Source organism: Brevundimonas sp. AVps5, from assembly GCF_058681515.1.
In genome coordinates this window covers 3,141,466-3,158,742 of record NZ_CM178740.1, presented here as the reverse complement: position 1 = coordinate 3,158,742, position 17,277 = coordinate 3,141,466, and the positions used below count along the sequence as shown (strand labels likewise).

Here is a 17,277-nt window from a genome sequence, read left to right as displayed (position 1 = left end):
AGCGCTGCTACTCTTAGCTGCTACGCGAGGTTTTATGTCGCTAGTCACCAACGTCTTCCGACGCGGTGGTTCCTACTGACCTGCCCCCCGCTGGTCCCTCGGTCATAATGGGAGTCCGCAGGCTTCATAGCTGATCTTGGGCTCCGGTGGGAGCGGCCGGGCGGCGCAGCTATTCACGTCGCGCAGCCGACCGGCCGCGTGGTTCAGCCGCACGGTCTCCGGCGCGAGGCCGCCGTGGGCGGAGTGCGGTCGGACGTGGTTGTAGTCGTGCCGCCACCGGCCGATCACGGCCCGGGCTTCCGCCAGAGTCGTGAACACCTCCTCGTTCAGGCACTCGTCCCGGAACTTGCCGTTGAAGCTTTCGACGAAGCCGTTCTGCTGGGGCTTGCCGGGATCGATGTAGTGCCAGCCGACCCCTGTCCGGTTGGCCCATTCCAGCATGGCTCTCGACGTCATCTCCGTGCCGTTGTCGCTGACGATCAGCGCCGGCTTGCCTCGCCGGGCGATCAGCGCATCCAGCTCACGCGCCATGCGGCAGCCGCCGATCGAGGTGTCCACCACCAGCGCCCAGGCCTCGCGCGTGAAGTCGTCTACGATACACAGAATGCGGAAGCGTCGGCCCCACGACAGGGCGTCGGCCACGAAGTCCAGGCTCCAGCGCTGGTTCGGACCGTCCGGCACCGCCATAGGCGTCCGCATCCCGGTCGCCCGCTTGCGCCCCCGCCGCCGTCGCACCGCCAGGCCCTCTTCCCGATAGAGCCTGAACAGCTTCTTCTTGTTCAGGCTGACGCCCTCGCGCTCCAGCAGGATGCCCAGCCGTCGGTAGCCGAACCGACGACGCTCTCCGGCCAGAATCCGCAGGCGTTCGCGCACCTCCGCGTCGCCAGGTTCAGGCGCGCGGCGCACCGTCTTGGGATCGACCTCGACCAGCCCACAGGCCCGCCGCTGCGAGTAGCCGCGCTCCGCCATCAGACGAAGCGCGGCTTCCCGGCGAACAGCGGGCCCGGTCAGTTTTTTCCCAGGAGATCCTTCAACGCCGACACGTCCAGCATCGACTCCGCCAGCAGCTTCTTCAGCCGCCGGTTCTCGTCCTCCAGCGCCTTCAGCTTCTGGGTGTCCGAGACGCTCATCCCGCTGTATTTCGCCTTCCACCGATAGAAGGTCTGCTCGCTGATCCCGTGCCGCCGGCAGACCTCCGCCGTCGCACCGCCCGCCTCCTGTTCGCGCAGCACCCCTATGATCTGCGCCTCGGTGAACCTGCTCTTCTTCATGTCCGTCTCCTTGAGGTTGACGGACTCTCACTCAAACCGAGGGATCAGGAAGGGGGCAGGTCACGACCTGGGTCGTTAATTACGGACGCTAGTCTCGTTTGACTATACCCTGGCGAGGCTTCGCTCTGAGACGGGAAATGCGTCTCGTATAAGTTAAGGCCCGACTTCCGATACAGTCCCGGTGTATGGTCTAAGACCTAAACGAGACAGGAATATCGAATGGCGACCATCGGTTACGGCAGAGTCAGTTCAACTGGGCAATCTCTGGAGGTTCAGGCTGAACAGCTCCGGGCTGCCGGGTGCACGAAGCTGTTCGAGGAGAAGGTGACCGGAACCACCCAGCATGGCCGGATCCAGCTCGCCGCCGCCCTGGACTACGTCAGAGATGGCGACACGTTCGTGGTCACCCGCCTCGACCGCCTCGCCCGCTCCATGTCCGACCTCCGCGACATCATCGATCGGCTCCAGGCGAAGGGCGTGGAGTTCAAGGCGATCCAGCAGGGCGCGATCGACACCTCCACCTCCGGCGGCCGGCTCATGTTGAACATGCTCGCGGCAGTGGCTGAGTTCGAGACCGACCTTCGAAAGGAGCGTCAGGCGGAAGGCATCCAGAAGGCGAAGTCAGAAGGACGCTATCGCGGAAGACCCGCTTCGATCGACGCCGGCGAGATCGCAAGGTTGAAGGCGGATGGTCTGGGTGCAACGGCGATCGCCAAGAAGCTCGGCGTCGGAAGGGCGTCCATCTATCGGGTGTCAGCGGCCACGATGACAGCCGCGAAATAAAACTCGCCGCAGCATTGCACTTTGGAAGAAAGAAGCGCACGCGCGCTCGCCCACACACACGCAGCGCGCGCCCCCGCCCGCACTCTTAAGAGATTTAGGATAGTAGGATTTCTTTTGTTCTTTTGAACTAATAGTGGAAAAGTTGCGATGCAACTTCCGTCACGCCTACGGCGCTTCCGGAGGTGGATCGGCAACTTCTCTAGTTGTATTGTGGCTCGAGGACAGCTATGATGTTCAACGTCTCGAGAGCTGATCCCCGGGACGAAGCCTGCCTCACCCGGCGTCATCACTCGGCGACGGTATACCTAACCCTTCTCCGGGTTCTCTGCCTTGCCCCCCCACATTCCTGACCCCTTCCAGGGGATCTCTCCCTGCCTCACCGATGGTGCTGTCTGGAAGGCCTTCGGCCTCGTCTTCAACGACATGAACCTCAGGTTCTCCGTCCTGAGCGTAGACCCGCTCACACTGGCTGCTTACGGCGACCCGTCATTCGAACTCTATGCCGCCGGGATTGCGTCCGACAGATATCCCGACCAGGCGAAGCTCCTCGTCGTCCGGCTGATTCAGGACTGTATCGCGCGTTACACGGACGCCCGCTTCCGTCGGAGGTTCGGACGTGAGCCTGTCCTCGGAGACACTTCGAGCGGCGATCCTTTGTCATCGTTGTCCGGCATTCTGGCTTCGGTGCAGGCGACAGTTCGAAACGACCTGAGCAACGCCTTCTCGGCCCCGACCTCGGCGGCTCACACTGACATTCCCGCAGGGGTGCTATTGGCCGTTCCGCCCCCATCCGAGGCGTTGCTCCGAAAGGCGATAAAATACGTCTTCGGGGAGGGACAGATGAAATGGACGGTCGCCGTAGTCGATTACGATCCAGTCATCAGCCCTTGCTATAAGTATACCAAGGCGAGGAGCGATGCAGCGGCGGACCATCCGAGTGACCGAGCCCGTGCAGCGGTCGTTCGCGTTATTGACGGTTTGATAGCAGCGGATCGAGCCGAGATCGCGAAGGCGATCGAGTTCGGAACTTTCAGCAAAGACACCCTTAAAAACGAGGTTATTCGTGTCCTTGAAGCGTGTCTGGTCACCTTCCTGTTATTTGATGTTGGAGATCTCGACACGGCACCGAGCGACGACGACTACTCTTTCGACCGCGAGAGTCTTTATGCTGAACTGCCTAGTCATGCCTGATGAAACTTTTTGCGGCGAGATATGAGGAGGTGCTCAGGGATACTGTTTCTAGGGGCGTGGAGGGGCCGTAGAGCGGCAACTCTTCTTGTTTGATGGCGATGCCGCTACGGGTCAAAAAAGGCCCTCCCCGCGCATTTTTCTGAGGCGTCTCATCGCGCAGTCCCCAGAAGACAACTGCTGCGACAAAGTTCGCCTCCTAGCCAAGACCGAGCCAGCAACCGGCTTAGTCGCGCGAGGTCCGCTATCTGTTTCAGGGTCGCCGCATGCTTTGGTCGCCGGACATCGACATAATCATCGGCGGGCTCGGGATGAGCTTCGCCCTGTGGAGCATCCGTCGGCGACAGCTCGGGAAGCCCGTTCATCCTGACGCGGCGAAGGCTGACAAATGGCTATTGGTGCTCGCCGCCGCCCTGGTCTGCCTCGGCGTGGCGCGTTGGCTAGGATAGCAGCCACCGAAAAGCGGATGCCTTGGACGTCTGAAACGGGTGGGATGCGGACATGGCCGCTGACACAGCCCAATGTCAGTCCAAAGCCAGAAGCGGGCCTTCACTGCCCGCCTCGCGCCTACGCCCCGCTCCTTCAATGGTGCACGCCAGCGCTCCAGCTCGGAACAGCCAGCAGGGGTGTCCACCGAAACCGGGTGCAGGCCAGACTGAGCGCGATGGAGAAGCCGTTCGCCTGACCTGCGACGAAACGCCCGGGTGTACTTAATGTGCGCTTAATGCGCGACGTTCTACGAAGGGAAACAATCTGGAGTCGCGTTTCGAAACACATGAATATTGGGCAGAATCTCGCTCTTACGTTTTGTGTTCTGACCCTCGTCACGGTTGCAGCTGGGGCCGTCGTTTTCGTGAACCTGACCCAGATCAGAACAGTGACCGGCTTGAGCGATCACACCTTTCAGGTGGCAGCAAACCCTATCCACGTTAGGCGGAACTAAATGTCGCGACTGAAAATAGGCATCAAAATTATTGCTGCCTTTGCAAGCGTCATATCTGTTCTGCTGGCGATTGGGGTTTTTGCAGAGATCGAGCTGAATTCGATCCAAAGTGCTCGGGTCGATGTTGAAAGGCAAAATGCGGCCGCTGTGCATATCAGGGAAGCCAGGTTCCGTATCCAACGCCAGCTGAGCAGCTTTCGAGGGATCATTGCCAGTGGCGACCCACGGCACCTGAGCACCTTTGAAGCGGATCATCAGGCGGTGGTAAGCAACCTCGCCGACGCGGCCCCTGTTTTCGAAGGACAGGCCGAGGTTCAGGCCCAACTCAAAACCGCAAGCGACGCTGCCACCGCATGGTTCTCGCTGGTCGACCCCGTCGCAAGGCGTATTGCGGCCGGAGGAGATCCGGCAGAGGCTGGCCCGATGGTTGCAACGGACGGAGTTGCTTTTCAGACGATGCGTCCAGCGTGGGTTGCTATAGAAGCTGTTTTAGCTCGATCCGATGAAGTGCGAATAGCAGCGAGCCTCAAACTAAATACGGCCCGGGAACACGCGCGTTTAATCATTTGGATTGGCTTGGTCATTGCAACGATGGTCGCCGGTTTGTTTGGCTGGCTTTTGATCCGCGCCGTCTGCATGCCAATTGTGTCTTTGACTGAGGCGATGAAACAACTCGCTGAGGGCAAGCTTTCAGTTGAGGTTCCGAGCCTCGATCGAGAGGACGAAATCGGCACGATGAGCCGCAGAGTTCAGATTTTCAAGGAACAGGCGGTCGCGTTGGACGCCACGAACATCGCCTTGAGCGACGCGCGCTTGTCGACCGAGAAGGAGCGTCAGAGACTGGCAGACGTCGAGGCCGAAGTGGCACGCCAGCAAGGCGAGATCGTCAGTGAAACGGCGGCGGGCCTGAGCGCCCTGGCCGCCGGGAACCTCACCCACCGGATCGCGGCGGAGTTCCCCGGCGACTACGCCAGTCTGAAGACAGACTTCAACGCCGCAATGGAGACGCTGAAGGACACGATTTCGGTCGTGCTGGGCAACGTCTCGGCCATCCGTTCGGGCTCGGGCGAGATCGCCCAGGCCTCCGACGACCTGTCGCGCCGTACCGAGCAGCAGGCCGCCTCGCTGGAAGAGACCGCCGCCGCCCTGGACCAGATCACCGCGACGGTGAACCGTACGGCCCTGGGGGCCCGTCAGGCCTCCGAGACCGTCCAGGCCGCCAAGGGCGACGCCGAGACCTCGGGCAATGTCGTCCGTGACGCCGTCAGCGCCATGGGCGCGATCGAGAAATCGGCCCAGGAGATCAGCCAGATCATCGGCGTGATCGACGAGATCGCCTTCCAGACCAATCTTCTGGCCCTGAACGCGGGCGTCGAGGCGGCCCGCGCCGGCGACGCCGGCCGCGGCTTCGCGGTCGTCGCCTCCGAGGTCCGGGCCCTGGCCCAGCGCTCGGCGGAAGCGGCCAGGGAGATCAAGACCCTGATCTCGGCCTCGAGCTCGCAGGTGAGCGCGGGCGTCGCCCTGGTCGGCCAGACCGGAGAGGCCCTGCAGCGCATCGTCAGCCGCGTCGCCGAGATCGACGGCCTGGTGTCGGAGATCGCCGCCTCGGCCCAGGAACAGGCCACGGGCCTTGCCGAGGTCAACACCGCCGTCAACCAGATGGATCAGGTGACCCAGCAAAATGCCGCGATGGTCGAGCAATCCACCGCCGCCAGCCAATCCCTGTCGCAGGAGGCCGAGACCCTGGCGAACTCGGTGTCGCGCTTCCAGCTCGGAGCCGTCGCTCACGCCCCGGCGGCTCGTAGCGCGCCTCGACCCCAGTCGCGCCCGGTCAACCGTCCGGTCGCCCAGATGCGCACCGTCGGTTCCGGCGGCGCCGCCCGCAAGCCTCAGCCGGTCGTGTCCGAAGACGGCTGGGAAGAGTTCTGATCGGGCCCGTTCCTGATCCTTCGGTTTGAGTGAGAGATGGTCAACCTCCAGGAGGCGGACATGAAGAAGAGCAGGCTCGCCGCTCCCGGTCGACGGCGGACGATCGTTTCACTTCAATGGAGGATACCATGAGGACGTTTTCGTTTGCCGTTGGCGGCGCTCTGCTCTTCGTGCTGGCGACCCCGGCACTTGCCCAGACGGGGATACCGGCTCCGCCGCGTGACGGCATCATTCCGATCGTCGAGGCGCGGCTGCGCTATGAAGGCGTGGAGCGTGACGCGCCGCTGACCGACGCCGACGCCGTAACCGCTCGCGTCAGATTGGGGCTGGAGGCAAGACAGGGCGTCTGGTCTTTACTGGGCGAGGCCGAAGGCGTGCTGTCCTTTGGCGACGACTACAATGACACCAATGCCGGCAACGGCATGGAGCCGTTCGCCAACATCGCCGACCCGGCCAACCTGGATATTAACCGGCTTCAAATCCAATACAGGACCGCACCCCTGACCGTCACGGTTGGTCGCCAGCGGATTAACCTGGACGACCAGAGGTTCGTCGGCAGCGTCGGCTGGCGCCAGAGCGAACAGACCTTCGATGCCGTGCGGGCCGAAGGCGTCGCCGGGCCACTAAAGCTGGACGTGACGTGGAGCGGTGCCCAGCGCACTGTCTTCGGCTTGGATGCCGGCCCCCGCGAAAGCTTCGACGGAGACTTCGTATTTATCGGTGCCGCAGTGACCGCCGGACCGGTAGCGCTCAAGGCGTTCGGATACCTGCTCGACTATGAGGAGGCGATCCAGTTCGCCAGTTCCAGCGACACATTCGGCATCCGGGCGACGGGGGCGATCCCCACCGCCCATGCGCCGATTACGGTGGCGGCCAGCTATGCGCGCCAGACGAATACAGGCTCCAACCCTGCTGAGTATGCGGCCCGCTTCATCGCGCTGGAGCTGGGAACGACTGTCTCAGGGTTCGCGGTGAAAGCCGGCCATGAGCTGCTGGGCTCCGACAACGGGCGCGCATTCCAGACCCCAATGGCGACCCTGCACAAGTTCAACGGCTGGGCGGATCTCTTTCTGACTACGCCGGCTGCTGGATTGCAGGATACCTATATCAGTGTGGGACGGCGGTTCGAAGGGGTCACGCGCCTGCCTGGACTGAACGCGGCCGTGACCTATCACAACTTTTCTAGCGACGTCGGCGGGCTGGACTACGGGACTGAATGGGATGCCCTTGTCGGCTTCAAGTCCGGTAAGTTCGACGTAGCGCTCAAGTATGCCAACTATCAGGCCGACGGATTCTCGTCCGATATCCAGAAGGTCTGGCTCCAGCTGGAATGGACGTTGTGACGCTGCCTGGCCCTTGATGGGCAGAACGAGTTTCGAATCCCCGACACAGATCTTCGCCAGATCGAGCCCGACGACAGCGATGGTCTGCATGATGCCGCTCCTAGACGTGACGTCCCTGACGACGACTGCTCCAGAAAAGCTGGTTAGGCGGAGGTCGTCCACACCAGCACGTCATAGTCCGTGCCGGCTTCCAACAACCGGACACTTCCAACTTCGCCTATGGGTCGGACTCAGCGGTTGGCTGTCGGCCTCAAACCAGACATTGGCGTTGCTGCTCCAAAGCGGACCCGTCGAAGGGCTGTTGAGGGTGGGGACCGGACACTGGGCAGCCGTTGAAAGCCGCTCCAGCGCCCGAGGATGGGGCTTTTAGGGAAGCTAGACATACCCCATGGTGGCGACGGGCCATCGGCGAAATTTACATGTTGCCCGTGGCCAAGACAGCATCTGACCCTACTCACGCCAGCAACACCGACACCCGTAAAACTGCGTAATTTCCAACTAACACTTATTAAGGGTTACTCGATTTAGATTGGCTTTTCAGAGAGGCTAGGACCGTTTGTTCACAACCGCCGCGCCCAGCCGTTTGAAAAGTTCCGACGGCTTGATCGTGGCTCGAAGTCTTGTTTGCGGCTTCCTTGTTTTCGGGCTGCTCGCGCTCGCCAGCCTAACCTTTGCCCGTGAAGCCGGGCGCGTTGCTGCGATCTGGCCTGCCAATGGCGTTCTGCTCGCCCTCATTCTCCTCCGTCCCCTGCTGGAACGGCGCGGGTTAGTCTTGGGGGCACTAATCGGCAATATCGTCGTGACCCGGGCAATGGGCGATGCTCTGCCTGTCTCGCTCGGCCTGTCGTTCGCCAACACGCTCGAGATCATTATAGTCGCTTGGGCAATGCGCGGTGTGGACTTGCGCGAGGCCATGGTGCGTTTGCCGATCGTCGCGCGGTTCGTTGCCATCGGCGGGGTGGTGGCACCAGCCATCTCAGCGGCGGTCGCCTGCCTGATTCTGGCGGTGTGGCATCACGAGCCTTTCGGATTGAATGTCGTCCGATGGTTCGTTGCCGACGCGCTCGGTATGTTGGTCGTCGCGCCGCCACTGCTGCTGATGGCGACTCGAGGAGCATGGCCCGCAGGGGCTTCTCTGACCAAGCACCTAGCATTGGCAGGCGTCCTCGTTGGCACTTTGGCGGCGGTGTTTCTACAGACCCAGTTTCCGCTGCTCTTCCTGATCCCGCCTGTCCTCGTTCTGATCGCCTTCCGTGGTGGGGCGGGTGCGGCTGCGGTCGCTCTTCTGATCACGGCCTCAGCTTCCCTGGCTGCCGTGGCGGTAGGGCTCGGACCGTTGGCCTTGGTCGATGGCGGCCTCGATCAGCGCGCGATTATCCAACAGGTCTTCCTCGCCGTTCTAGTCTTCACGATCCTGCCCATCTCGGCGGTGTTGATGGAACGGGCGCGGAGCGAGGCGCGCTACCGCCTGCTGGCGGAGACCGCTACTGATGTGGTTGCACGGTTCGACGCCAAAGGCCGCTTCCTCTACGTGTCCCCCTCCGCCTGGAACGTTCTTGGCCGGGAACCGGAGACGATGCTGGGCAAGGACTGCACCGGCATCATCCCGGAGGACGATCTCGTCGTTGTTCGCGACAGCCTGAAAGCCTATGTCGCATCGGGCCCGGGCGCTCCAACCCCCCGATACGAATACAGGGCCTTAAAGCCCGATGGCACAGTCATCTGGCTCGAGGCGACGCCGCGCGCCGTCTACGATACGAAGGGCCAGTTGGTCGAGTTTCACGATTGTGTTCGGGACGTCACCGCCCGGAAGGCGCTGGAACAGCAGTTGCTCGAAGCCCGCGACGTTGCAGAGGCCGCCGCCAAAGCCAAATCCGAGTTTCTGGCCAACATGTCCCACGAGCTTCGGACGCCGCTTACCAGCGTGATTGGTTTCTCGGATCTACTCGAGGCCAGTCAGGCATTGCCGGACCAGGAGCGGCTCTTCGCGAACCGGATCGGAACGGCCAGCCATGCCCTGCTGGGCGTCATCAATGACATTCTTGACTATTCCAAGCTCGAGGCAGGCGCAGTCGATCTGGACCCGAAACCGTTTGATCCGGTCGAGCTTGGCCGTTCAGCCGCTTCGATCGTTGAGATGCAATGCGAGGCGAAGGGCTTGGTGCTCTCGCTGGTGGCAGGGGAAAGCTTGCCGAGCGGTTTGATGGGTGATGAGGGGCGACTGCGTCAGGTCGTGCTGAACTTCCTCTCGAACGCCGTGAAGTTCACCGCCTCTGGCGATATTGAACTGGCGATCGACTGGACGGGTGATCGAATGCGAGTCGCGGTCACCGACAGCGGGATCGGTATTCCGGCGGACAAGATTGACGCCCTTTTCGAGCGCTTTACCCAGGCCGACGCGTCCACGACCCGTGTCTATGGCGGGACCGGTCTGGGTCTGGCGATTTCACGGCGTCTGATCGAGCAGATGGGCGGCGAAATCGGGGCCACCAGCGATCGAGGCAATGGCTCGACTTTCTGGTTCGAAGTTCCGCTGCCGGTCGCCGATGAGATGCATTTCAGTGAGGATAGCCATCACGAGGGCTTGAGGCCGGGCCTGCGTGTCCTGCTCGCAGACGATGCCGCTCCCAACCGCGAGTTGGTGACGCTCATCCTGGAGGCATGGGGCGTTCACCTGGATGCCGTAGAGGACGGGGCTCAAGCGGTTCATGCAGCTGCTTCGGGCGATTACGATCTGATCCTCATGGACGTGCAGATGCCGGTAATGAATGGGTTGGATGCAACGACCCGGATTCGCTCGATGGGTGGCAAGACGGCCCGGATCCCGATCCTGGCGCTATCCGCCAATGTGCAACCCGACCAGATTGAGGCGTGTCGTCAGGCAGGTATGAACGGCCACATCGGCAAGCCCATCCAGCTAGCAGAACTGTTGGCGGGCATCGAGAGAGCCGTAGATCGAAGGGCGGACGCCCAGGACCAAGCGGCATGACCATATTTCGTCGCTAGCCTACGAGCATTTGGAAAATCGTCCGACTTCCGCAGTGGGTCGGACCACGACGTTGGCATCAGGCCCGATAGCGGCCATTCAGCCCACCTCCCGTTATCGGCCCTCCTCGACCGCCTCTAGGGGTCTGGTTCGATCACTGAGGCCCCTCCGTCATCCGGAACTCAGTCTGCGCTCCCGGTGGTTTCACGAAGAAGGCCATCATGCCCTGGCACCAGCGACGTCGGCATCGGGTCGTCGCCCCCCCATAGGCTGTAGCCGGATCCCTTCATGGTCTCGACCACTGCCAGGTCCGCCTCGATCTCCAAGTCACAGACCGGGCAGCATGCGGTCACGGTCCAGGCGGCACGTCTGATCGCGCCCACGGTCGGACAAGCCGACCGCCAGTCTGCGACGCTGTAACGATCAAGGTTCTTACGGCCCACGTCAGAACCAAAGCGCGAGCGCCGCTGGAGAGACTGGACCGTCGCTTTGACTGCTGTTGCGCGTGTAGGTCAGCACGGCCTCGCGGCTTCCGCAGCGACACCGGAACCGACCAGAGCGACCCTCTGAAGGCCAGCTTGATGTTGCCCCGAACGTAGTCCGGGGATCGATGATCGAGGCATGATCGCAGCCGGGGCGATCGCAGCGAACGACGAGCCTTCGCCCGTGACTGGGCACGACATCCTCCCGCGCCACACGCGGGCTGTTCGGATCCGGCATGGCTTCACTGCCCCCGGTATGCGGAGGGGCTCAGGCTGCGGAGCTGGAGGGTCGCTGCCGATCGAGTGATCGCTCCAGGCACGCGCGCCTCGACCTGGCTCAGGATGTCCGCCGCCGCCTGATCGGGGTCATTCTTCTTCGCCAGCTCGCCATCCAGTTCGATCAGCAGGGCGGCGAGGGATCGATCGTTCATTTTCAAGCTCCGAGGTTGCCGACCCGAGGGTCAGATGCATCCGGAGGCCCGCGCCTGGCAAGTGCATGTTCGCTATTTGTTCCAACCTTCCCCAGGTTCGGTGATCGGTTCGCGTGTCCCGGATCAACGGCTGTGACCACACGCGAAAAAGTCGCTCAGGAGCACTATTCGGGCGTCCGACTGACCAGTGTTGCAGAACCGCAGACTTGCTCCTCCAGCCCACCTTAGACGGCCGGGAAACACCATCTCCGGGGACGAAGAAGCGGGAGCGTTTCCCGCCGGTGGTCGAGGGTCAGTTGCGGTGCAGGTGGACTGACAAACGCGAGGATCCCTCTGGGCTCGAGACGGCGGGAACCTGCGTGGTCAACACCAACGGCCTGACCCGCGTCATCTCGCTGTTCGGGGAGGAGTGAACTTTCCCGGACGCGCCACCGTAAATGCCGCAACCTACTGAACTTACTACTGATAACGTCTCCTTGACGCAATCATGCGTCGAGGAGAAGAACATGCAGACCTACGCACTTACGACGTGGTGCAACGATCGAATGCTGAGCTACGAGGCAGTCCTCGCCGCGTCTGCTGGCGAGGCTAAGGCCTTCGTGCATGGGGTGGTGACCGAGCGCACGCGCAACCACACCTCAATGTTGACAGGACTCGGGATCCGATACGTCGTTGAAGATGGTTTCCGGAAGATCGAAGAGCTGACCACCCACTCTCCTGCCAACGCGATCGGAACCCTGCACATCGTCGAGGAAGCGGGTGGATCGCGGTTGATCTGGCAACCCAGTGCCCATCTGGACGGGTGACGGAAAGCAAAGGACTTAGGGTCATGGGCGCTCGCAGTTGCTACTCGTAACTGCTACTCACAGGGCGTCCCTGCTACGCGGCGGTGCAAAGCGTCCTTGTATTCGCTGGGAAGTTCTGGGGGATTAGCCTCCCCTCGGCTCCACCATCCTGCTTCGCGCTTCGCGCTTCGTAGGACAGGTCCCCTTTCTTTCAGGCGCGAAGTAGGATGCCCTCCGAAGCCTTGGCGAAGGAGGGCTGGTTCCGATGCGGTATGTTTATTTGCTGCAAAGCATCGATTGGCCCGATGAACGCTATGTGGGCCTGACCGACGACCTGAAGTCTCGCCTGGCCGCCCACAACGCGGGTCAGTCGAGGCATACGTCCAAATTCAAGCCATGGCGGCTGGTCACCTATCTCGCGTTCACCGATCCAGCGAAAGCACAAGCGTTTGAACGTCATTTGAAAGTCGGCTCTGGCCACGCCTTTGCGCGAAAGCGTCTCTGGTGACCGCCAACGATCCCGGCATCCGCGTCGCGGCCCTCTACCGGTTCGCCGCCGTCACCGATCCCGCGCGTCTGCGCGAGGACCTGGAACGGCTCTGCGGCGATGCTGTGCGCGGCACCTTGCTCGTGGCGCGCGAAGGCGTGAACGGGACCATCGCCGGGCCGTCCGACGCGGTGGACCGGGTGATCGCGGGCCTGACGGCCCTGCCGGGCTTCGCGGACACGGACGTCAAATATTCCTCCGCCGAACGGATGCCGTTCCATCGGCTGAAGGTGCGGGTGAAGCCGGAGATCGTCACCCTGGGTCTGCCCGACCTGGAACCGGCCGTGAACGCCGGGACCTATGTGGTGCCCGAGGACTGGAACGCCCTGATCGCCGATCCGGACACGATCGTGATCGATACGCGCAACGACTATGAAGGGGAGGTCGGGGCCTTTGTCGGGGCGGTGCAGCCGAACACCCGGTCGTTTCGGGATTTTCCGGAGTGGTTCCGGACCGAGGGGCGGGCCCTGCTCGCCAGGAAACGGGAGATGGGGCCGAATCCGCCGAAGGTGGCCATGTACTGCACCGGCGGTATCCGCTGTGAGAAGTCGACCGCATTTCTGAAGTCGGAGGGGGTGACGGACGTCTTCCATCTGCAGGGCGGGATCCTGCGCTATCTGGAGACGGTGCCGGAGGCCGGGAGCCTGTGGAAAGGCGAATGCTTCGTCTTCGACGAGCGGGTCGCGGTCGGGCATGGGCTGGCCGAGGGGACGCACACCCTCTGCCGGGGCTGCCGCATGCCGGTCAGCCCGGAGGGCCGGACCTCGCCCGACTACGTCGACGGCGTCTGCTGCGAGCGGTGCCACGACACGCGGACCGGGGAGCAGCGGCAGGCCGCGCGGGAACGGGATCGTCAGGTCCGGATCGCCGAACGGCTGGGGATCGCCCATATCGGGGCCAGGCAAGGCCTGAAGCCAGAAGAACCGGGCTAGAACCGGCTCAAACCGCCGACAAGGCTTAGCTGTCCTCGTCGAACTTGCGGGCGACCAGGTCGCCGAGGGCGTCGATGGCCTCCCGGGCGTCCGGGCCCTCGGCCGAGATGTCGATCGAGCAGCCGTTGCCGGCGCCGAGCATCAGCAGGCCCATGATCGAGCGGGCGTCGACGGTGACGCCGTCGCGGGTCACCTGGATCTCGGCCTCGAAACTGGACGCCAACTTTACGAATTTGGCAGAGGCCCGGGCGTGCAGGCCACGGGTGTTGCAGATGTTCGCGGTTGCCTTCGCGGTCGGCATCGTCTCGCCCAAAGCTACTTCTCGCCCGCCAGGACCCAGGAGGCCACGGAGATGTATTTGCGGCCCGCATCCTGGGCGTGGGCGACGCAGGTCTCCAGGGACTCGCGACCGCGGACACTGGCCAGTTTGATCAGCATGGGCAGGTTGAGGCCCGCGATCACCTCGGCATGGGCCTGTTCCATGACCGAGATCGCCAGGTTCGAGGGGGTGCCGCCGAACATGTCGGTCAGCAGGATGACGCCCGAGCCGTCGTCGACGGCGGCGGCGGCGTCGACGATGTCGCGACGGCGCCGCTCCATGTCGTCCTCGGGCCCGATACAGATGGCCGCGACCCCGCGCTGCGGGCCGACCACATGCTCCATGGCGGACAGGAATTCGGACGCGAGACCCCCGTGGGTGACGATCACGAGGCCGATCATGCCGAGCCGATCCTGGAAAGCGTCTGCAACGCCGAATATCCCCTATGCCGTGGCCCGGAAGCCCCCGCCCCGGTCCAAGCGGGCCTAGATAGGCCAAACCGATCCGGGATTAAAGCCGGTCGATGGCAAGGGCCAGGGTCCGGGCTGCGGACGCCGGACGGACGTCCAGAACCAGACGCGGCAGGCGCAGGTCCGCGACGGTCTCGAACGCCGGTTCGGGCAGCCTTTCGGGGGGCAGATGCACGCAGTCGACGAGGAGGGAAACCCGCGCCACGGGCCGCGTCGCCTCGTCCAGGATGCCCAGTCCACGCGCCTCGATCCGTCCTGCGATCCGGTCCGGCGCGCAGGCATAGAGGGCGCCGCCGGACGCCCATACGTGGCTGTAGTCGTCGGCGACAAGACGCCAGCCCGCGTCGATCAGGCGCAGCGCCATGTCGCTCTTCCCTGATCCGGACGGGCCGCGCAGAAGGGCGCAGCGCCAGCCGCCCCGAGCGAACCGGGCGACGGCCGTGGCGTGGACGGGCTGGCTCAAGCCCTGCGGCCGACGGCGGGCAATGCCACCTCGAACCGCGCACCCTCGACCGCGCCCGAAGGGTCCAGCCGGTTCGTGGCCGTGACCCGGCCGCCATGCGCCTCGACGATCTGGCGCACGATCGACAGGCCGAGGCCCGAGTTGGACCCGAAGGCCGTGCCCCGGGGCCGGGAGGTGTAGAAGCGCTCGAACACCGTTTCCAGGTTCTCGGCCGGGATACCGGGGCCGTCGTCCTCGACCCGCACATGCAGCGGCAGGGCGTCGATGTCGTCCCGGATCACGTTGACGCGGACCGTCGCGCCAGCGGGGCTGAACGAACGGGCATTGTCGATCAGGTTGCGGAAGACCTGCCCCAGAGGCCCGTCGCGGCCCATGACCCGCGCCGGCGCGTCGAGCGCGGTGTCCAGCGTCACCGGCGCTTCGCCCGGCTTTGTGGTTGTCTCATAGACCCCGACGATATCGGTCAGGAGGGCGGACAGATCGACGGGGCGCGGCCGGTCGCGCGACAACTCCGCATCGAGGCGCGAGGCGTTGGAGATGTCGGTGATCAGCCGATCCAGGCGGCGCACGTCCTGTTGCAGGACGGCAGTCAACCGGTCGCGCTTGTCCTGGTCCTGGACCAGGTCCAGGGTCTCCAGCGCCGAGCGGATCGAGGTCAGGGGGTTCTTGATCTCGTGAGACACGTCGGCGGCGAACCGTTCGATGGCGTCCATCCGGGTCGACAGGGTGTCGGTCATGGATTCCAGCGACCGGGCGAGGTCGCCGATCTCGTCGCGGCGGTCTTCCAGGTCCGGCAGGGAGATGGCGCGGGCGCGTTGCAGCCGGACCTGATCCGCCGCCGCCGAAAGCCGCATGACCGGCCGGGCGACGAACAGATGCAGCAGCAGCGAGGCCAGCAGGTTCACCGCAAGGGCGACGAGGGCGAACGGGATCAGGGCGCGCCGCTGGGCGTCCAGGATCTGGTCGACGTCGTTGGCCTCCAGCGTCAGGACGCCGAGGACCTGTCGGACATGGCGGATGGGCAGGGAGACGGAGACGACCCGCTCGCCGCTCTCCGAACGCCGGACCGTCGTCTGGGGATCGCCGGCGAGGGCGGCGAGAATTTCGTCCTCCAGGGCGATGTTGGCGGTCTCGATCGTGGCGGCCGCCTTGTCCGCCCCCGCATCCGGCGGCGCGGGAGTTCCGGCCGGGCGAGCCGGCGGCAGGGGTTCGCCCTCGATGGTGTCGGAAACGTCGAAACTGTCGACCAGCAGCACTCCGTCGCGGTCGAAGATCCGCGCGCGCTGGCCCTCCGGAACGAAGCGATCAATCAGGACCTTGGCCGCCTGGTCACGGTTCAGCTCGGGGACAGGCTCGCCCTGCGTGTAGTCTTCGTCGCTCAGCACCTTGGACAGGAGCTCGGCCTGGCCCAGCAGGGATTCCTGACGCGCCTGGACCAGGCCCGTGCGCCATTCATTCAGCGCCAGGGCCCCGCCGAGAAGGATCAGCAGGCTGATCAGGTTCAGGACGAGGATCAGCCCGCCGAGCCGCGAACCACCGAAACGAATCAGACGGCGGCGCAGCGGCTGGTCCTCGGACGGTTCCGGAGGATCAGCTCTCGCGGTATCGATAACCGACGCCATACAGGGTCTCGATCGCGTCGAACTCGTTGTCGACGACCCGGAACTTCTTGCGCATGCGCTTGACGTGGCTGTCGATGGTGCGGTCGTCGACATAGACCTGATCGTCGTAGGCGGCGTCCATCAGGTTGTCGCGGCTCTTCACGAACCCGGGGCGCTGGGCAAGGGCCTGGAGCAGCAGGAACTCGGTGACGGTCAATTTGACCGCCTTGCCGTCCCAGGTGCTCTCGTGGCGGGCCGGGTCCATGACCAGCTTGCCGCGACGGATGGCCTTGCCTGAAATCTCGGCCGAGGGCTCGGGCTCGCCGCCGTCGCCGCCCGAGCGGCGCAGCAGGGCCTTGACCCGCTCGATCAGCAGACGCTGGGAGAAGGGCTTGTGGATGTAGTCGTCGGCGCCGAGGTTGAAGCCGAGGATCTCGTCGATCTCCTCATCCTTGGAGGTCAGCATGATGACCGGGATCTGGGAGGTCTGGCGCAGGCGACGCAGCACCTCCATGCCGTCCATCCGGGGCATCTTGACGTCGAGGATGGCCAGATCAGGCGGCGAGGCCTCCAGCGCTTCAAGGCCGGTGGCGCCGTCGTGATAGGCGACCACTGTGTGACCATGGCTCTCGAGAGCCAGCGACACGGAAGCGACGATGTTCTCGTCGTCGTCCACCAGGGTGATGTTGGCCAAAATGAAGGTCTCCTCGTCTGATCCTGACAGAAGTCGGGAACGTCTGAACGCACGGCAAGCGTAACCGTTCGCCCGCGATCGCGGTGACTTTACGGCCACAGTCCGGCCCT

Annotated in this window: 17 protein-coding genes; 10 read left to right on the top strand and 7 right to left on the bottom strand. The window is 63.8% G+C overall.

Features of this window, described 5'->3' with window-relative positions:
- Positions 1 to 102: 102 nt before the first annotated feature.
- A protein-coding gene (locus ACW18A_RS16010) for an IS3 family transposase (protein WP_492021831.1) occupies positions 103 to 1,271 on the bottom strand; the annotation gives its coding sequence in 2 pieces (ribosomal slippage) (positions 103 to 1,019 and positions 1,019 to 1,271; 1,170 coding nt in all).
- A gap of 219 nt (positions 1,272 to 1,490) precedes the next feature.
- On the opposite strand from ACW18A_RS16010, the gene ACW18A_RS16005 reads away from it, so the two are divergent.
- The 7 genes from ACW18A_RS16005 (at position 1,491) to ACW18A_RS15975 (ending at position 10,863) form a co-directional block, all read left to right on the top strand.
- Positions 1,491 to 2,054 carry a recombinase family protein gene (locus ACW18A_RS16005; RefSeq protein WP_492022698.1) on the top strand — a complete coding sequence of 188 codons (564 nt, stop codon included), beginning with the start codon at positions 1,491 to 1,493 and terminating at the stop codon, positions 2,052 to 2,054.
- A gap of 330 nt (positions 2,055 to 2,384) precedes the next feature.
- Positions 2,385 to 3,245 carry a hypothetical protein gene (locus ACW18A_RS16000; protein WP_492022697.1) on the top strand — a complete coding sequence of 287 codons (861 nt, stop codon included), beginning with the start codon at positions 2,385 to 2,387 and terminating at the stop codon, positions 3,243 to 3,245.
- A gap of 263 nt (positions 3,246 to 3,508) precedes the next feature.
- Positions 3,509 to 3,691, top strand: coding sequence for a hypothetical protein (locus tag ACW18A_RS15995; protein ID WP_492022696.1), 183 nt, complete (start codon positions 3,509 to 3,511; stop codon positions 3,689 to 3,691).
- Between the two features lie 494 nt (positions 3,692 to 4,185).
- Positions 4,186 to 6,114: a methyl-accepting chemotaxis protein gene (locus tag ACW18A_RS15990; RefSeq protein WP_492022695.1), complete on the top strand. Its 1,929-nt coding sequence runs from the start codon at positions 4,186 to 4,188 to the stop codon at positions 6,112 to 6,114.
- A 128-nt stretch (positions 6,115 to 6,242) separates the two neighbouring features.
- Positions 6,243 to 7,457: an alginate export family protein gene (locus ACW18A_RS15985; protein ID WP_492022694.1), complete on the top strand. Its 1,215-nt coding sequence runs from the start codon at positions 6,243 to 6,245 to the stop codon at positions 7,455 to 7,457.
- Between the two features lie 556 nt (positions 7,458 to 8,013).
- Complete coding sequence (locus ACW18A_RS15980; RefSeq protein ID WP_492022693.1) at positions 8,014 to 10,446, top strand: ATP-binding protein; 2,433 nt, start codon at positions 8,014 to 8,016, stop codon at positions 10,444 to 10,446.
- Between the two features lie 285 nt (positions 10,447 to 10,731).
- Positions 10,732 to 10,863: a hypothetical protein gene (locus tag ACW18A_RS15975; RefSeq protein ID WP_492022692.1), complete on the top strand. Its 132-nt coding sequence runs from the start codon at positions 10,732 to 10,734 to the stop codon at positions 10,861 to 10,863.
- Between the two features lie 304 nt (positions 10,864 to 11,167).
- Here the strand turns inward: ACW18A_RS15975 and ACW18A_RS15970 are convergent, their stop codons facing one another.
- Positions 11,168 to 11,356, bottom strand: coding sequence for a hypothetical protein (locus ACW18A_RS15970; protein ID WP_492022691.1), 189 nt, complete (start codon positions 11,354 to 11,356; stop codon positions 11,168 to 11,170).
- A 506-nt stretch (positions 11,357 to 11,862) separates the two neighbouring features.
- Here ACW18A_RS15970 and ACW18A_RS15965 point away from each other — a divergent pair.
- The 3 genes from ACW18A_RS15965 (at position 11,863) to trhO (ending at position 13,620) form a co-directional block, all read left to right on the top strand.
- Positions 11,863 to 12,162 carry a hypothetical protein gene (locus tag ACW18A_RS15965; protein WP_492022690.1) on the top strand — a complete coding sequence of 100 codons (300 nt, stop codon included), beginning with the start codon at positions 11,863 to 11,865 and terminating at the stop codon, positions 12,160 to 12,162.
- Positions 12,163 to 12,406: 244 nt separating this feature from the next.
- Entirely contained in the window at positions 12,407 to 12,649 is a 243-nt protein-coding gene (locus ACW18A_RS15960) for a GIY-YIG nuclease family protein (RefSeq protein WP_492022689.1), read from the top strand.
- Positions 12,646 to 13,620, top strand: a complete 975-nt coding sequence (trhO, locus tag ACW18A_RS15955) for an oxygen-dependent tRNA uridine(34) hydroxylase TrhO (RefSeq protein ID WP_492022688.1) — start codon at positions 12,646 to 12,648, stop codon at positions 13,618 to 13,620. Before ACW18A_RS15960 ends, trhO begins: the two co-directional genes overlap by 4 nt.
- Before the next feature lie 25 nt (positions 13,621 to 13,645).
- Here the strand turns inward: trhO and ACW18A_RS15950 are convergent, their stop codons facing one another.
- From ACW18A_RS15950 to chvI, 5 genes are all read right to left on the bottom strand, one after another.
- Positions 13,646 to 13,921 (bottom strand): HPr family phosphocarrier protein, encoded by a 276-nt coding sequence (locus ACW18A_RS15950; RefSeq protein WP_492022687.1) that lies wholly within the window; start codon positions 13,919 to 13,921, stop codon positions 13,646 to 13,648.
- A 14-nt stretch (positions 13,922 to 13,935) separates the two neighbouring features.
- A complete protein-coding gene (locus tag ACW18A_RS15945; RefSeq protein ID WP_492022686.1) occupies positions 13,936 to 14,340 on the bottom strand; it encodes a PTS sugar transporter subunit IIA in 405 nt (134 codons plus the stop codon).
- Between the two features lie 109 nt (positions 14,341 to 14,449).
- On the bottom strand, positions 14,450 to 14,872 hold the full coding sequence (locus tag ACW18A_RS15940) for an HPr kinase/phosphorylase (protein WP_492022685.1): 423 nt from the start codon (positions 14,870 to 14,872) through the stop codon (positions 14,450 to 14,452).
- Entirely contained in the window at positions 14,869 to 16,494 is a 1,626-nt protein-coding gene (gene chvG, locus ACW18A_RS15935) for a two-component sensor histidine kinase ChvG (protein ID WP_492022684.1), read from the bottom strand. Before chvG ends, ACW18A_RS15940 begins: the two co-directional genes overlap by 4 nt.
- Positions 16,463 to 17,167 carry a two-component response regulator ChvI gene (gene chvI, locus ACW18A_RS15930; RefSeq protein ID WP_492022683.1) on the bottom strand — a complete coding sequence of 235 codons (705 nt, stop codon included), beginning with the start codon at positions 17,165 to 17,167 and terminating at the stop codon, positions 16,463 to 16,465. The genes chvG and chvI overlap by 32 nt, the downstream gene beginning before the upstream one ends.
- Positions 17,168 to 17,277 lie beyond the last annotated feature (110 nt).

Bases quoted from the DNA above. Each gene is read 5' to 3' on its own strand.
- ACW18A_RS16005 (WP_492022698.1), top strand. From the start codon at position 1,491: ATGGCGACCATCGGTTACGGCAGAGTCAGTTCAACTGGGCAATCTCTG.
- ACW18A_RS15995 (WP_492022696.1), top strand. From the start codon at position 3,509: ATGCTTTGGTCGCCGGACATCGACATAATCATCGGCGGGCTCGGGATG.
- ACW18A_RS15990 (WP_492022695.1), top strand. From the start codon at position 4,186: ATGTCGCGACTGAAAATAGGCATCAAAATTATTGCTGCCTTTGCAAGC.
- ACW18A_RS15985 (WP_492022694.1), top strand. From the start codon at position 6,243: ATGAGGACGTTTTCGTTTGCCGTTGGCGGCGCTCTGCTCTTCGTGCTG.
- ACW18A_RS15975 (WP_492022692.1), top strand. From the start codon at position 10,732: ATGGTCTCGACCACTGCCAGGTCCGCCTCGATCTCCAAGTCACAGACC.
- ACW18A_RS15970 (WP_492022691.1), bottom strand. From the start codon at position 11,356: ATGAACGATCGATCCCTCGCCGCCCTGCTGATCGAACTGGATGGCGAG.
- ACW18A_RS15965 (WP_492022690.1), top strand. From the start codon at position 11,863: ATGCAGACCTACGCACTTACGACGTGGTGCAACGATCGAATGCTGAGC.
- ACW18A_RS15960 (WP_492022689.1), top strand. From the start codon at position 12,407: ATGCGGTATGTTTATTTGCTGCAAAGCATCGATTGGCCCGATGAACGC.
- ACW18A_RS15950 (WP_492022687.1), bottom strand. From the start codon at position 13,921: ATGCCGACCGCGAAGGCAACCGCGAACATCTGCAACACCCGTGGCCTG.
- ACW18A_RS15945 (WP_492022686.1), bottom strand. From the start codon at position 14,340: ATGATCGGCCTCGTGATCGTCACCCACGGGGGTCTCGCGTCCGAATTC.
- chvG (WP_492022684.1), bottom strand. From the start codon at position 16,494: ATGGCGTCGGTTATCGATACCGCGAGAGCTGATCCTCCGGAACCGTCC.